Source organism: Sinomonas sp. ASV486, from assembly GCF_030908215.1.
In the GTDB taxonomy this organism is placed as follows: domain Bacteria; phylum Actinomycetota; class Actinomycetes; order Actinomycetales; family Micrococcaceae; genus Sinomonas; species Sinomonas puerhi.
In genome coordinates this window covers 61,144-76,267 of sequence record NZ_JAVFJK010000014.1, presented here as the reverse complement: position 1 = coordinate 76,267, position 15,124 = coordinate 61,144, and the positions used below count along the sequence as shown (strand labels likewise).

10 protein-coding genes are annotated in these 15,124 nt (G+C 70.1%); 5 read left to right on the top strand and 5 right to left on the bottom strand.

The window, feature by feature from the left end:
- Position 1 precedes the first annotated feature (1 nt).
- The 5 genes from RBS60_RS17850 to RBS60_RS17830 all read right to left on the bottom strand — a co-directional run bounded on the left by RBS60_RS17850 (position 2) and on the right by RBS60_RS17830 (position 8,279).
- Positions 2-2,110: a DUF6807 family protein gene (locus RBS60_RS17850; RefSeq protein ID WP_307958887.1), complete on the bottom strand. Its 2,109-nt coding sequence runs from the start codon at positions 2,108-2,110 to the stop codon at positions 2-4.
- A 206-nt stretch (positions 2,111-2,316) separates the two neighbouring features.
- Positions 2,317-4,938 (bottom strand): glycoside hydrolase family 78 protein, encoded by a 2,622-nt coding sequence (locus tag RBS60_RS17845; RefSeq protein WP_307958886.1) that lies wholly within the window; start codon positions 4,936-4,938, stop codon positions 2,317-2,319.
- Between the two features lie 197 nt (positions 4,939-5,135).
- Entirely contained in the window at positions 5,136-6,407 is a 1,272-nt protein-coding gene (locus RBS60_RS17840) for an extracellular solute-binding protein (protein WP_307958885.1), read from the bottom strand.
- A gap of 91 nt (positions 6,408-6,498) precedes the next feature.
- Positions 6,499-7,320, bottom strand: coding sequence for a carbohydrate ABC transporter permease (locus RBS60_RS17835; protein ID WP_307958884.1), 822 nt, complete (start codon positions 7,318-7,320; stop codon positions 6,499-6,501).
- Positions 7,317-8,279 carry a sugar ABC transporter permease gene (locus tag RBS60_RS17830; RefSeq protein ID WP_307958883.1) on the bottom strand — a complete coding sequence of 321 codons (963 nt, stop codon included), beginning with the start codon at positions 8,277-8,279 and terminating at the stop codon, positions 7,317-7,319. The genes RBS60_RS17835 and RBS60_RS17830 overlap by 4 nt, the downstream gene beginning before the upstream one ends.
- Positions 8,280-8,596: 317 nt before the next feature.
- Between RBS60_RS17830 and RBS60_RS17825 the strand changes: the two genes are divergently transcribed.
- The 5 genes from RBS60_RS17825 to RBS60_RS17805 all read left to right on the top strand — a co-directional run bounded on the left by RBS60_RS17825 (position 8,597) and on the right by RBS60_RS17805 (position 15,123).
- Positions 8,597-9,670 carry a LacI family DNA-binding transcriptional regulator gene (locus RBS60_RS17825; RefSeq protein ID WP_307958882.1) on the top strand — a complete coding sequence of 358 codons (1,074 nt, stop codon included), beginning with the start codon at positions 8,597-8,599 and terminating at the stop codon, positions 9,668-9,670.
- A gap of 214 nt (positions 9,671-9,884) precedes the next feature.
- Positions 9,885-10,304, top strand: a complete 420-nt coding sequence (locus RBS60_RS17820) for an L-rhamnose mutarotase (protein WP_307958881.1) — start codon at positions 9,885-9,887, stop codon at positions 10,302-10,304.
- Complete coding sequence (gene rhaI / locus RBS60_RS17815; RefSeq protein WP_307958880.1) at positions 10,301-11,467, top strand: L-rhamnose isomerase; 1,167 nt, start codon at positions 10,301-10,303, stop codon at positions 11,465-11,467. The genes RBS60_RS17820 and rhaI overlap by 4 nt, the downstream gene beginning before the upstream one ends.
- Before the next feature lie 15 nt (positions 11,468-11,482).
- The gene (locus RBS60_RS17810) at positions 11,483-13,522 is read left to right on the top strand and encodes a bifunctional aldolase/short-chain dehydrogenase (protein ID WP_307958879.1); all 2,040 of its coding nucleotides are present in this window, start codon (positions 11,483-11,485) and stop codon (positions 13,520-13,522) included.
- The gene (locus tag RBS60_RS17805) at positions 13,519-15,123 is read left to right on the top strand and encodes a rhamnulokinase family protein (RefSeq protein ID WP_307958878.1); all 1,605 of its coding nucleotides are present in this window, start codon (positions 13,519-13,521) and stop codon (positions 15,121-15,123) included. The genes RBS60_RS17810 and RBS60_RS17805 overlap by 4 nt, the downstream gene beginning before the upstream one ends.
- Position 15,124: the final 1 nt, after the last annotated feature.

The following is a 15,124-nucleotide window of genomic DNA, read 5'->3' as shown; positions in this document are numbered from 1 at the left end:
CTCAGGCGCCCGCTTCCGGGGCTGCTGAGTCCGGGGCCGTCGCGTCCGGGGCAGCGACCAGGGCCGCTGCGCGCTCAGGGTCGACGGGACCGTCCACGAACCACACTCGGAACGTCCGCTCGAGCGCCTCGCCGGCGGGGAGCTCCACAGCCCGCTCCCATGCGAGGGCCGAGCCAATGCCGGGGTACCCCGCGAGACGGACGAACCACGGATCGTCGGGTGCCTCGGGCGCCGCCGCGATGACGACGCCGGCCTCGGCGCCCTGGCCGTCCCGACCGGCGGGCCCGCCGTCGAAGCGCGCGCTCCAGGCGATCCAGGGGGCGGCATGCCCATGCACGGCGGTCTCGCCCTCGGCGTCGGCGGTGAACACACGGGCCCCCGTGCACGAGGCGAGGCGCAGGAAGAAGCCGCCGTAGCCACCGCCGGCGTTGCCGTTCGAGCCGGGGCCCCCGAGGATCACATCCCGCGCAGCGGTGAGGCGCGAGTGCAGCGTGAGGCGCCATGCGCCGTCGTCCGCCGGTCCCAAGGCCCGCTCGGCGGTGAGGGTTCGCGCCTCCGCGAGGAGGGCGGCGCCGTCGTGCGCTTCCCAGCGCAGCCGCTGCAGGATTCGGCCCCGTGGACCGTCCATGGACTCCGTCGCGACACGGCCGTGGTCGGCACGCCACACGTACCGCCCCGCCTCGCGTGTGTACGTGCGGCCGCCCCACAGGTTGGTCCCGGACACGTCCTGGAGCGCCAGCCCGAGGCCGAGGTGCCACACATGGTCGAGGGGCAGGTGGTCAGTGACCGTGGTCCCCGCCAGGGTGCGGACCGGGTGCAGGTACGGCCGGGGCGAGAGTGCCGGAGCGAGGTGGGCGCCGTCGCACAGCTCGGCCACCGGCTGCCCGTCAGGGAGGGTGAGCAACCCTGCCGGCCCTACGGCGGCGGCCCAGGGGACGCCGAGTTCGGCGAACGTTGCCTGCGCCTTGACGGCCCGCTCGAGCGTGGCCTCGATGCCTCGCACGATCGGCCGGGCGGCCTGCCCCTCGCCGACCCAGTCGACGTACCCGGGTGCGATGGCCCGGACCTCCGGCGCGGTGCGCACAGCCTCGAGGACCCGCATGAACGCACCCGTGTTCGCGAGCGAGCTCAGGAGCCCGGTCCCGTGGGAGAGGTGGTCGAGGAGGTTCTCGGTCAGGTCCGTGCGGCCGTAGCGCTCCTCGCGCTCGCCGGCCTCGGTGCGGACGATCAGCCTGTCCTGCGTGTAGAAGAGCTGGGCCTCGCCCTCGGTGCCGTAGACCGTGACCCACGGCTCCGCGGTTTCGGTCGCGCAGAGCGTCAGTGCGCACGTGACAGGGATTCCCCCGGCGGTGACGAGGCGCACGACCGACGTGTCGTCGGCGTCGATACCGTGGGCGTGGTAGAGGTCGACGTCGACGCTCGCGACATCCTCCTCCCGCCGCGCCCCGGCGATACGCAGCGCCGTCGCGACCGCATGGGCCAGCGGGTTGGTCACGACGCCGTCCACGACCTCGACGCCGTCCATGAGGCGCTTCCCGGCCCAGCGCGAACGCGCATAGTATGCGAGGTCGCGGGTCCAGACCCCGATCGCCCCGACCGCCCGCAGGGCGCCGATCTCTCCCGAGGCAAGGAGTTGCTCGATTGCGGGCAGCGCGTGGGATCCGAGGCTCTGGAACCCCACCTGGACTGCGGCGCCGCGGCTCTCGGCGTCTGCGAGCAGCTCGCGGTAGGCGGCGATCGAGGGCACGGGCGGCTTCTCGAGGTAGAGCCGGGCGCCGGCGGCGAGTGCCGCCGCGGCGAGCGGACCGTGCGTCTGGATGGGCGTCGCCACGATCGCGATGTCCGGGGCGGGGCGGCCGGCGAGGAGATCCTCGAGGGACGCGTACGACGGCGTGCCGTCCGGCACGCTTCCGGGTTCCGGCTCGCGGGGGTCGGCCACGGCGTCGAGGACCACGGCGCCGCTCCCGGCCAGGCGCGCGAGGTTCCGCAGGTGCACAAGGCCGAAGCCGTGGGCGCCCACGAGGGCGACGCGGGCCGGGGCGTGCTCCTGCCCTCCCGTATCTTCGGTTCCTGAGGCCGAGGCGGTGGGGTGGGAGACGTGCGTGATCATCTGGCTCCTTTGCGACCGGTTCAGGCCTTGGGAAAGCGTTTTCCGGATCCAGTTTGGCACGAGCCGCGGGCGGACGTCCAGAGCCTTGGGGCGCTGCCTTCGGCAGAGAGCGCATTGCCGCGCCCGCCGCTTCTCCTTGTCTGCCCACGCAAGGAGAGGCGGCCGAGACCAAGGGCGGATGGCTGCCTTCCGGCACAGGGGTGGTTTCAGCCGATAGAGGCGCTCAGGGCGTGCGTGCCCGGGCCGAGTTCCCTCGGTGGCTGCCCGGGCAGGTCTGCCGTGGCGGTCGTGCCGGCTGGGACGGTGGCGTAAACGTGCAGGGTCCCATCGACGATTCGCCATGCTACCTCAGCCACCCCGTAGGGGGTGAGGTGGCGCGTGGTCGCGTGGGTGATCCCTCCGCCGGGGCGGGGTTTGATGCCGATCTTCCGGTAGCCCGGTTCGAGCGGCGCGAGGCCGCCGATGACCCGGTGCATCCAGTCGGCCACGGCCCCCAGGGCGTAGTGGTTGAAGGAGGTCATCTCCCCGGGATTGACGGTCCCATCGGGGAGCATGGAGTCCCAGCGCTCCCAGATGGTCGTTCCGCCCTGCTTAACCGCGTACAGCCAGGAGGGGCATTCCTTTTCCCGGAGGAGGTCGTAGGCGGCCTCGACGTGGCCACCGAGGGTGAGGGCGTCACTGATGACCGGGGTGCCGGCGAAGCCGGTGGCGATGCGGTTCCCCGCCTCCGCGACGAGCTCGGCCAGCCGGTCGGCCGCCCGGCACCTCTGCCATTCCTCAGGGAGGAGGTCGAAGACGAGAGCGAGGGCGTAGGCCGTCTGCGCGTCGCTGGCCATGGTGCCGTCCTCATGGACGTACCGCCGGGCAAACGCCTCTCTGACCTCCTCGGCTAGTTCCGCGTACCGGGCTTCGTCCTCGGCCATGCCGAGGACCTCGGCGATGCGGGAGAGGTGACGGGCGGACCAGGCGAAGTAGGCGGTGGCGACGAGGTAGCGGTCCGTGCGGGCATCGGCGGGGTCGTGCGGGGGCGCGGCGGGGTCGAGCCAGTCGCCGAGCTGGAAGCCCTCGTCCCAGAGGCGGGACTCGCCGGCGCGTTCGGCCATGAGGTCGACCCAGGCCTTGGCGCTGGCGTACTGGTCTGCGAGCACGCCCCTGTCCTCGAAGCGCTCGAAGAGGGTCCACGGGGTTAGCACGGCCACGTCTCCCCACACGGCACCGGGGATGGTCTTGTCCCATGAGCCGGCCTGGACCCAGGGGACGTACCAGGGGACGGTGCCGTCGGGGAGCTGTTCGTCGGCGACGTCCTTGAGCCAGCCGGCGAGCATTCCCGAGCAGTCGTATAGGAAGGAGGCAGTGGGGGCGAAGACCTGGATGTCGCCGGTCCAGCCGAGGCGCTCGTCGCGCTGGGGGCAGTCGGTGGGGATGCTGACGAAGTTGCCCCGCATGCTCCACCGCACGTTCTCGTGGAGGCGGTTTACGAGGGGGTCTGAGCATTCGAACCAGCCGGTGCGTTCCATATCGGTGTGGTGCACGCGGGCAGTGAGGGCTTCGAGGTCGACGGCGTCGATGTCGCCGGTGATCTCGGCGTAGCGGAAGCCGTGCATGGCGAACCTGGGCTCCCAGGTGTGACGGGAGTCGTCGGCGAGCGTGTACTGGTCTGTGGAGGCGGCCAGCCGGAGTGGGCGGGTGTAGAGCTCGCCGTCCTGGAGGACCTCGGCGTGGCGGAGCGTGACCGCCTGGCCGCCTTTGCCTTGGAGAGAGAGGCGGAGCCGGCCGACGAGGTTCTGGCCGAAGTCGACCAGGGTCTTGCCCGAGGGGGAGGTCCAGATCCGCTGGGTGGCGATCTCCTCGGTGCACCGGACCGGGGGGCCCACCGGGGCTTCGAGAGTGGCCTTGTCGACCTGCGCGATGCGCACGCTGGACCATCCCGTGCCGTCGAAGCCCGGCTGCGACCAGCCCGGCTGCTCGAGGCGGGCGTCGTGGGTTTCGCCGTCGTAGAAGCTGGCCGCGGTGACGGGGCCGCGGGAGGCCTTCCACCTGTCGTCGGTAGTGATAACGGCACGTCGGCCGTCCGTGTAGGTGACCTCGAGCTGGGCGAGCAGGGAGGTCCGCTCGCCGTAGACGTTGCGGGTGCCGCCCTTGAAGCCGATGCGGCCGCGGAACCAGCCGTCGGCCAGCCAGGCTCCGATAACGTTCTCGCCCTTGGCGAGGAGGTCGGTGACATCGAAGGTCGAGTACAGCAGACGGTGGTCGTAGCTGGTCCATCCGGGGGCGAGGACTTCATCTCCGACCCGGGTGCCGTTGATCTCGACTTCGTACACGCCGTGGGCGGTGACGTAGAGCCTGGCCGAGGAGACGGCGGCCCCAGCCGTAAAGGAGCGGCGCAGCAGGGCGGGTGGGTTGTCCGCCTCGCGGTCCTCGTCCCAGTCGGGTGAGATGGCAGAGGCCGTCCAGTCGTCCGCGTCCAGGAGCCCAGCCTCCACGCCCAGCGGCTCGCTCCACCCGCTCGGCTCGCCGTCCGCCCCCCAGAGACGCACCCGGACCTGGGCGCGCTCACGGGATTGCAGCGGCTCGAACGGCCATTCCACGAGGACGGAGTCGGAGGATGTGACCTCCTGCGCTTGGCACCGGTTACCGCGTCGGACCACCTCGATCTCGTACTTCTCCTGCCTCCAGCCGGCTGGGGCGTCCGTGTGCCAGGTGAGCCGGGGGCGGGATTCGCCGATGCCGAGGGCGTCCCGGCGGTGTTCGGCCTGCACCCGGGCCACCCGGGCGGTGGTTGGAGCTGGGGTCTTCTCTGTCGGTGTGGCTGCTGCCGGGACTGTCATGTCCTTCTTCCCACGTGCTCTCTGAGGGGTGAATGCGGGCGGTGGGGGGGGGCCCCCGGGCGCCCCCCCCCCCGGGGGGGCGGGGGCCCCCCCCCCGGGGGGGGGCCCCCTGGCACTCTGTGGGGTGACGGCGGGCGGGGGCGGCCCCGGGGGGCCGCCACCGCCTATTGTTGGCCGGGCGCCTCGCCCGGGTGGGGCTAGGAGCCCTGGCTGTAGGCCGAGTCCATCTGCTTCAGGCCCGTGGCGACGTCGGTCTTGCCGGCGAGCAGGTCCTGTACGACCTGGAACAGGGTCTGCTGGACGCGGGCGTTGGGCCAGTTCTGGTCCATGAACGCGTCCGTCTTGCCGTCCTTCTGGTGCTGCTGCAGGGTGCTCAGGGCCGGGTCGACCTTGAAGCTGTCATTCGGCACTGCCGGCAGTGCCTTGTTGGTCTGGGCGTAGAGGTTCATCCCGTCGGGGCTCTCGAGGAAGTTGACGAACTTGATCGCGAGGTCCTTGTTCTTGGCCTTGGCGTTCACGCCGTAGGTGGAGCCGGCGGCACCTGCCATGCGGGTGTCGGAGGCGCTGTCCGTGGCCGGGACGGGGAGCATGTTCAGCTGGGTGCCCTGGGGGGCCTGCTGGCTGATGGCCGCGACGGCGGAGTTGACCTGGACGACGCTGAGGGCGTCCCCCTTGGCGACGGCGGCGAGGCTTGCGTTGTAGTCGGTGCCGAGGGGGTTGGCCTGGAAGCAGCCGGCCTTCTGCATCTCGAGGTACTTGTTCATCGCGTCGGTCCACTTCGAGTCCGCGAAGGTGGCCTTCTTGTCTGCCATGTCCTGGGGGAAGTTCGGGTTGGGCCCGTAGACCAGGGTGGGGGTGAGCGAGTAGGGGACGAGCTGGGTGACCCAGTTGGTCTGGGCGCCGAGCTCGAACGCTGTCTTGCCCTTGTCCTTGGCCTGGGTGCAGAACTGCAGCAGCCCGCTCCAGGTGGTCGGCGGGGTCAGACCGGCCTGGTTCATGGCGGTCATGTTGTAGACGGCGCCGATGCCGGAGAACGTGACGGAGGCGCTGTAGGTCTTGCCATTGTACTGGGTGACGGGCTTGATGCCTGCGGGGAAGCTGTTGGCCCAGGACTGGCCGGAGAGGTCCTCGAGGTAGCCGGCCTTGGCCACGACCCGGGTCGCCATCGGGTTGCCGTCGCCGGGCCAGACGAACACGACGTCGGGGGCGGTGCCGGAGGAGAGCTGGGTCCTGGTGGTGGTCTGATACTGGTCGAGCGCAGAGGTCGTGTACTTGACGTCCACGCCGGGGTTCTGCTCCTTGAACTTCGCAACGACCGCATCCAGGGCGGGCTTCTCGTTCGTGGTGGCGGCGATGGTGAGGGTCTTGCCGTCCCCCGAGGCGCTGCTGGAGCTGCCGCCGCTGCAGGCGCTCAGGCCGACGGCCACGGCGACCGCTACCGAGAGGGCCAGAAGGCTCTTCTTGTGCATGTGTCTTGCTCTCCTTTGAAGTGCCGCCCTTTGGGCTGCATGGGTGTTGGCGCAGGGCCCGGGACGGGGCCCTGCCGGGTGTTGCGGCGGGCTAGCCTTTGAGGCCGCTGGCAAAGCCCTTGATGATGGTCTTCTGCATTGCGAAGTAGGCCAATAGGATCGGGGCGACCGTGATCACGAGGCCAGCGAAGACGAGGTTCCACTGGGAGACGTACTGGCTCACGAAGGAGAACAGCGCCACCGGCACGGTCTGCTGGCTGCTGCCGCTGAGGTACAGCAGGGGGGTGAGGAAGTCGTTCCACACGTGCAGGACGTTCAGGATGATCACCGTGCCGGTGATCGGACGCACGAGCGGGAAGATCACCGAGAAGAAGCTGCGGATCGGCCCGGCGCCGTCAATCGAGGCGGCCTCCTCGTAGTCAAGTGGCACCGCGCGGATGAAGCCCGTGTAGAGGAAGACCGAGAACGGCACCTGGAGGCCCGCGTAGTACAGGACGAGCGAGAGGGGGTTCCCGAGCAGTCCGAGGTCGCGGATGGTCGTGTAGAGCGGGATGAGCGCCAGCTGGAAGGGCAGGAGCAGGCCGACCATGAACACGAAGAACATCCACCGCGACCAGCGCTTCGTGACCCGGGCCAGCGGGTAGGCGGCAACGGCCGAGACGGCCACGATGACCGCCACGCTGAAGACCGTGACGAAGGCGCTGGTCAGGAGCGCCTGGCCGAGGTTGGCCTGGCTCCACGCGTCGGCGAAGTTCTGGAACGTCGCGCTGGTCACGGGCGCGAGCGGGGAGGACTGGTCGTCCGGGCTCTTCAGGGCCAGGTTGACAAGGATGTAGACCGGGAGGAAGAAGAGGACGCCGACGAGGACCATGACGGCCTCGAGGATGAACGTCCGCCACGTGTAGCGGTTCACTTGGTGCCTCCCTGCTTGCCGAGGAGCTTGTACTGGGCCGTTGAGAGGATGGCCACGAAGAATGTCAGGACGAGTGCCATGGCGATGCCGTAGCTGAAGTCGCCGAACTGGAAGGCGTTCTTGTAGATCAGGGTCGACATGGTGTCCGTCGAGGTGCCTGGGCCGCCCGAGGTCATCACCCAGACCTGGTCGAAGAGCTTGAGGCCGCCGATGATCGAGAGCATCAGGTTGATCGTGATCGCCGGCGCGAGCTCCGGCCGGACGACGTACCAGAAGCGCCGGAAGGGTCCCGCGCCGTCGATCCTGGAAGCCTCGAGGACGTCCTCGGGGACCCCCTGGAGGCCCGCAAGGAAGATGACCATGGAGTACCCGGCGAACTGCCAGACCACCGTCGCCACGATGGACCACAGAGCGATGTCGGCATCGCCCAGCCAGTCGTGCTGGAGCGCCGTGAGGCCGAAGAAGCCCAGGAGCTGGTTGATCGCCCCGTCCGGGGTCATGAGGTACTTCCACAGGTAGCCGGTCGCCACGGGAGTGATGACCGCGGGGGTGAACAGGGCCACCCGCAGGATGTTGCGGCTCTTGATCTTCGTGTTCACGCCCAGGGCCAGGAGCAGGCCGACGAGGTTCTGCACGAGCGTGATGGCCACCGCGATCAGAAGCGTGTGCACGACCGCACCGACCCCCGAGGGGTCCTTGAGGATCCGCTCGAACTGGGCCAGCCCTACGAAGTCCTTCGTCGCCGAGAGCCCGTCCCAGTTCGTGAACGCGTACGCCCCGCCCTGCACGCTGGGCCACAGGACCACGAACAGGTAGAACACGAGCGCGGGAACCACGAACCACCACGGCACCGCGCCGATCCGTCGGACTGCCGGCGATCTGCCTGCCCTGTGCCGCAACGGCGACAGCGGCGCCGCAGCCTCGGCCACAGCCAGCGACTGGCCCTCTGCCGAGCTCATCGTGCCCTCCCGAACCAGCAGTGCACCCGTCTGCGGGCGCTGTTCGATCGAGTCATCGGAACCTCTCCATTGAGTCGGGGAAACAGTGATTGAAACGCTTCACTGGGTTCAAGGTTAGGAGGCGGTGTGACCTACGTCAACAGAATTTGAAACGATAAATTTCGCGTCTCCTCCCCATTGACCTGCTGTCGAGCGGCGCCCTATCCTGTTCCGAACATCACCTGAAGCGTTTCACTGGCGCGCTGCCGTCGGGCGGCTGTCGCTGCAGGGCCGGGACGGTGTGGACTCCGATGAGGCAGCCAAGCGAGGGAACGAAGATGACGAGGACGACCAAGGCCGCGGACCGACCGCCGAGCATGAAGGAGGTCGCCCGTCTCGCCGGAGTCTCGCTCGGCACCGTCTCGCACGCGCTCAACAAGCCCGAGCGGGTCTCCCCGGAATCGCTGCAGAAGGTGCACACGGCGATCGAGCAGCTGGGCTTCGTGCGCAACAGCGCAGCGCGCTCGCTCGCGGCAGGCGTAAGCAGCACCGTCGGCCTCGTCCTGACAGACATCGACAACTCGCTGTTCGTCGACATCGCCCGCGGTGCCGAGGACGAGGCACGCAGGTCGAAGCACAACCTCCTCCTGGCCAACAGCGACGTGGACCTGGAGCGCCAGGAGTCGTACCTGGACATCTTCGACGAGGCCCGGGTCGCCGGCATCCTCTTCGCGCCGATGAACGCGACCCTCGAGGGCATCGATCGAGTCCGCCGCCACGGACGGAGGATCGTCCTGGTCAACTACGCCGGCGGCCGCGAGGACTGCTGCGCGGTCATCTCCGACGAGGAGCTCGGCGGCTACATCGCGACCGGGCATCTGATCGGGCTCGGCCGGCGGAGGCTGCTCTTCGCCGGCGGCCCCGAGGAGTTCCACGCGATCAGAGCCCGCCTGAACGGGGCACGGCGTGCCGTGACAGAAGCAGGGAATGTCACGCTCGAAGTCATCGGCAGCCACCGGCTCAAGAGCGACGAGGGCCGCAGGATCGCGGCCCTCGTCGCCGCCCGGGCCCGCGGCGAACGCCCGGACGGCATCTTCGCGCCATCCGACCGGATCGCGGCCGGGATCATCCACGAGCTCATGGCCCGCGGCCTGCGCGTTCCCGAGGACGTGGCCGTGATCGGCTACGATGACAACCAGTTCGCGACAGAGGCAGCGATCCCGATGTCGACGGTCACCCAGCACGGCCACGAGATGGGAGCCGCCGCCATGAGGCTGCTGCTGGATGAGATCAGGAATCCCGAGCGCCACGAGCACCGGGTACTGACCCTCGAGCCCAGGCTGGTCCCACGCGAGAGCACGCTGGGCTCCACCATGAGTCCCAAGGCCGAAGAGGGCCTCGCCAGAGTCTGAAGAGCCGGGCCGGCCGTACAGGCCCAGCACCTGCGGACACCCATCCTCGCGCGCGAAGATACCCCACGTGGTATTGACCCCGCCCACCCGCCCCTCTACCCAAAGGGGCGTAAGTGAAGCGTTTCAAAATGCCCGCCCGGCCTATTGACCCAGTCCCGAGTGGATCTCTATGCTGGTGGAAACACTTCTTGAATCGATTCAGAAAAGGAGCAACGTGGCCCCCACCGCAGCGCAGCGGATCTGCTTCCAGCAGTGGATCCAGCCCGAGCGTATCGAGGAGTACAGGCGGCGCCACGCCGCCGTCTGGCCCGAGATGCTCGAGGCCCTCGAAACCGCCGGCTGGCACAACTACTCGCTCTTCCTCCGTCCGGATGGGCTGCTCATCGGATACGTCGAGACGGACAGCATCGACGCCGCGACCGCCCGTATGGGCGCCTACGAGGTCAATGCTCGCTGGCAGGCCGAGATGGCGGGCCTCTTCGACGGCGTCGACGCGCCCCCGGACGCGGCCTTCGTCCCCCTCGAGGAGGTTTTCAACCTCGAATCGCAGCTCGCCGCGGCCCGTGCCGCCGCGGAACCCCGCCACGCGCCATCGTCCGGCACCGAACCACACACGGCAGGAGAACGACCATGACCATCCCCCTCACCGCACTCTCGCTCCTTGAGGGCCTTGCGATCGAGGTTCCTTCGTGGGCGTACGGCAACTCCGGCACGCGCTTCAAGGTCTTCGGCACGCCGGGCACGCCTCGGACCGTCGAGGAGAAGATCCAGGACGCTGCCAAGGTCAACGAGCTCACGGGCCTCGCCTCGAGCGTCGCGCTCCACATCCCGTGGGACAAGGTCGAGGACTACGCGGCGCTGCGCTCCCACGCCGAGGGCCTCGGGGTGAAGCTCGGGACGATCAACTCGAACACGTTCCAGGACGACATCTACAAGTTCGGCTCCCTGACCTCGTCCGACGACGCCGTGCGCCGCCGTGCGATTGAGCACCACCTCGAGTGCATCGCCATCATGGACGAGACGGGCTCGCGAGACCTGAAGGTCTGGCTCGCCGACGGCACGAACTACCCGGGCCAGGACGACATCCGGGCCCGTCAGGACCGTCTCGCGGACTCGCTCCAGGAGGTCTACGCGCGCCTCGGGGCGGACCAGCGGCTCGTGCTCGAGTACAAGTTCTTCGAGCCGGCCTTCTACCACACAGACGTCCCGGACTGGGGCACCTCCTACGCGCAGACGCTGGCGCTGGGCGAGAAGGCCCTCGTATGTCTGGACACGGGCCACCACGCCCCGGGGACGAACATCGAGTTCATCGTCGCCCAGCTGCTGCGCCTGGGGAAGCTCGGCTCGTTCGACTTCAACTCGCGTTTCTACGCGGACGACGACCTGATCGTGGGCGCCGCGGACCCGTTCCAGCTGTTCCGCATCATGGTCGAAGTGGTCCGCGGCGGCGGCCTCGAGCCGGACTCGGGTGTGGCCCTCATGCTCGACCAGTGCCACAACCTCGAGGAGAAGATCCCGGGCCAGATCCGCTCGGTGCTCAACGTCCAGGAGATGACGGCGCGCGCGATGCTCCTGGACCGGGCAGCGCTCCAGGAGGCCCAGGCCTGCCGCGACGTCCTGGCCGCGAACGCCGTCTTCATGGACGCCTTCTACACCGACGTCCGACCGGCCCTGGCCGCGTGGCGCGAGGAACGCGGCCTCCCGGCGGACCCGATGGCCGCCTACGCCGCCTCCGGCTACCAGAAGCTCATCAATGACACCCGAGTCGGCGGCACCCAGGCCGGCTGGGGCGCCTGAGAGGACCCTCAAGACATGACACAGAACCAGACTGTGACCGAGCTGATCGCCCGGTCGAACCGCCTCGGCGCGGACAAGCGCACCACCAACTATGCCGGCGGCAACACCTCGGCCAAGGGCACCGAGACGGACCCCGTGACGGGCGAGCCGGTCGAGCTCCTGTGGGTCAAGGGCTCCGGCGGTGACCTGGGCACCCTGACCGAGAAGAACCTCGCCGTCCTGCGCCTGGATCGACTCCGCGCGTTGGCCGGCGTATACCCGGGGGTGGAGCGGGAGGACGAGATGGTCGCCGCGTTCGACTACTGCCTCCACGGCAAGGGCGGGGCGGCTCCCTCGATCGACACCGCGATGCACGCGCTCGTCGACGCCGCGCATGTGGACCACCTCCACCCGGACGCGGGCATCGCGATTGCCACCGCGGCCGACGGCGAGGCGCTCACCGAGAAGGTCTTCGGCGCCAGAGTCGTGTGGGTCCCGTGGCGGCGTCCGGGCTTCCAACTCGGCCTCGACATCGCGGCGATCAAGGCCGCCAACCCCGAGGCCATCGGCACGATCCTGGGCGGGCACGGCATCACCGCGTGGGGGGCGACGAGCGAAGAGGCCGAGGCCAACTCGCTGTGGATCATCGCCCAGGCCGAGAAGTACATCGCAGAGAACGGCCGCCCCGAACCCTTCGGCCCCGCACTCCCGGGCTACGGTGCCCTACCCAGGGAAGAGGGCCGTGCGAAGGCCGCTACCCTGGCCCCAGTGATCCGCGGCCTCGCCTCGACCGACCGGCCGCAGGTGGGCCACTTCGACGACGACCCCCGGGTCCTGGAGTTCCTGGCCTCCGCCGAGCACCCGCGCCTGGCAGCCCTGGGCACGTCCTGCCCGGACCACTTCCTGCGCACCAAGGTCGCCCCGCTCGTCCTGGACCTGCCCGCGGATGCCTCGATCGAGGAGAGCATCGCGCGGCTCAAGGAGCTCCACACGGCCTACCGCGAGGAGTACGCGGCCTATTACGAGCGCCACGCCGAGCCCGACTCGCCGGCCATGCGCGGGGCCGACCCTGCGATCGTCCTGATCCCGGGCGTGGGCATGTTCTCCTACGGCAAGGACAAGCAGACTGCCAGGGTCGCCGGGGAGTTCTTCCTCAACGCGATCAACGTCATGCGCGGCGCGGAGGCGATCTCCACCTATGCCCCGATCGAGGAGGGCGAGAAGTTCCGCATCGAGTACTGGGCGCTCGAGGAGGCCAAGCTCGCGCGCCTGCCCCAGCCCAAGTCCCACGCGACCCGCATCGCCCTCGTGACCGGCGCCGCGTCGGGCATCGGCAAGGCCATCGCGACCCGCCTGGCCGCGGAGGGCGCGTGCGTCGTCATCGCGGACCTCGACGTGGACAAGGCCCGGGCGGCCGCCGCGGAGCTCGGCAACGCCGACGTCGCGGTGGGCGTCCGCGCGGACGTCACCGACGCCACCCAGGTCGCAGCGGCCGTTGATGCGACGGTCCTGGCGTTCGGCGGCATCGACCTCGTGGTGAACAACGCAGGCCTGTCCATCTCCAAGCCGTTGCTCGAGACGAGCGAGAAGGACTGGGACCTCCAGCACGACGTCATGGCCAAGGGCTCGTTCCTCGTCTCGCAGGCCGCCGCGCGCGCCATGGTCGCCCAGGGCATGGGCGGGGACATCGTGTACATCTCCTCGAAGAACTCCGTCTTCGCGGGCCCCAACAACATCGCCTACTCCGCAGTCAAGGCCGACCAGGCCCATCAGGTGCGCCTTCTCGCGGCAGAGCTCGGCGAGCACGGCATCCGCGTCAACGGCATCAACCCCGACGGCGTGGTCCGCGGCTCCGGGATCTTCGCCGGCGGCTGGGGCGCCAAACGCGCCGCCGTCTACGGAGTCGAGGAGGAGAAGCTCGGCGAGTACTACGCCCAGCGCACCCTTCTCAAGCGCGAGGTCCTCCCCGAGCACGTCGCGAACGCCGCTGCCGTCCTGACCAGCAACGAGCTCTCCCACACCACAGGCCTCCACATCCCCGTCGACGCCGGCGTCGCCGCCGCCTTCCTCCGGTGAACGAGCCCGGCGCGCCCGGCCCTGGCCGCCATTGCTTCGCAGCGGTCGATGTCGGGGCCTCCTCCGGGCGCGTCATCCTCGCCACGGTGGGCGCTCCTCAGCCAGCCGGCGGGGGGCCGGGCGGGATGCACGACGGCGGGGGGCCGGGCGGGATGCACGACGGCGCACCGCACGACGGCGCCGCGAAGGTCGCGCTCGACGTCGTCCACCGCTTCCCGAACGGCGTGATCGACGACGGCGTGACCGGCGATGGAGCCCGCGTGCTCCGCTGGGACCTGCCCGGCATCTTCGCCGAGGTCCAGACCGGCCTGACGAAGGCCCGCGAGGCGGCTGCGGCGCGCGGACTGCGGATCGAGAGCATCGGGATCGACACGTGGGCCGTTGACTACGGCCTCGTCGACGGCGCGGGCCGGCTCAAGGAGCCCGTGTTCTCGTACCGCGACGGGCGCACCGAGGCCGCGATCCCGGTGGTCCACGCGAAGGCCGCGCCGGAGAGGCTCTACGGGGTGAACGGGCTGCAGTTCCTGCCGTTCACCACGCTCTACCAGCTCGCCGCCGAGCCGCGCCTGGACGGGTACGAGGCGCTCCTCATCCCGGACCTGCTCGCGTTCTGGCTCACCGGCGCCCGCCGGACCGAGGAGACCAACGCGTCAACCACCGGGCTCCTCGACGCGCGCACGGGCAACTGGTCACAGGAGCTGTTCGAGGCCCTTGGGTTCCCCGAGGCGCTCTTCCCTGAGCTCATCGCCCCGGGGGAGACCTACGGGACCCTCCTGCCGGCCGTGGCCGAGCGCACCGGGCTGCCCGCGGGCACGCCTGTCGTCGCGGTCGGCTCCCACGACACCGCCTCCGCTGTGGCCGCGGTCCCCGCGGCACCGCGAGGGGACAGCGAAGGGGAGGAGGTCGCGTACATCTCCTCGGGCACGTGGTCGCTCGTGGGCGTCGAGCTGGACGCCCCCGTGCTCACGGATGCCAGCCGTGCCGCGAACTTCACCAACGAGCGCGGCGTCGACGGCACCATCCGGTACCTGCGCAACGTGGGAGGTCTGTGGCTCCTGTCCGAGTCGCAGCGGCAGTGGGCCGCCGAGGGGCGGGAGTCCTCCCTCGAGGTCCTGCTCGCCGCCGCCGCGGCACTGCCGGCTGGCGGTCCGCAGATCGACGTGGACTCCGAGGAGTTCATCGCTCCGGGCGGCATGCCCGAGCGGATCCATGCGGCCGCCGCGCGTGCCGGCGCCTCGGGCGGTTCCCATCCCAGCGGCGGCGACGTGCTCGCGGACGAGCCCGGCGCCGTCGTGCGCTGCATCCTCGACAGCCTCGCCGCAGCTTACGCCCGCACCATCGCCCAGGCCGCGCTCCTGTCCGGGCGGCGCCCGCAGGTGGTCCACGTGGTCGGCGGCGGGTCCCAGAACGAGCTCCTCTGCCGCCTGACCGCCGACGCGACCGGGCTGCCGGTGATCGCCGGGCCCGTCGAGGCCACCGCACTCGGCAACGTGCTGGTCCAGGCCCGCGCGGCCGGGGCTCTCGACGGCGGCCTCGCCGCCCTCCGCGCGGCCGTCCGGGCCAGCGTGGAGTTGCGGGAGTACGTTCCCGCCGCGGTCTGAC

What these genes read in the sequence shown, in the direction of transcription:
- RBS60_RS17850 (WP_307958887.1), bottom strand. Translation starts at nt 2,110, where the DNA reads ATGATCACGCACGTCTCCCACCCCACCGCCTCGGCCTCAGGAACCGAA.
- RBS60_RS17845 (WP_307958886.1), bottom strand. Translation starts at nt 4,938, where the DNA reads ATGACAGTCCCGGCAGCAGCCACACCGACAGAGAAGACCCCAGCTCCA.
- RBS60_RS17840 (WP_307958885.1), bottom strand. Translation starts at nt 6,407, where the DNA reads ATGCACAAGAAGAGCCTTCTGGCCCTCTCGGTAGCGGTCGCCGTGGCC.
- RBS60_RS17830 (WP_307958883.1), bottom strand. Translation starts at nt 8,279, where the DNA reads ATGAGCTCGGCAGAGGGCCAGTCGCTGGCTGTGGCCGAGGCTGCGGCG.
- RBS60_RS17825 (WP_307958882.1), top strand. Translation starts at nt 8,597, where the DNA reads ATGACGAGGACGACCAAGGCCGCGGACCGACCGCCGAGCATGAAGGAG.
- rhaI (WP_307958880.1), top strand. Translation starts at nt 10,301, where the DNA reads ATGACCATCCCCCTCACCGCACTCTCGCTCCTTGAGGGCCTTGCGATC.
- RBS60_RS17810 (WP_307958879.1), top strand. Translation starts at nt 11,483, where the DNA reads ATGACACAGAACCAGACTGTGACCGAGCTGATCGCCCGGTCGAACCGC.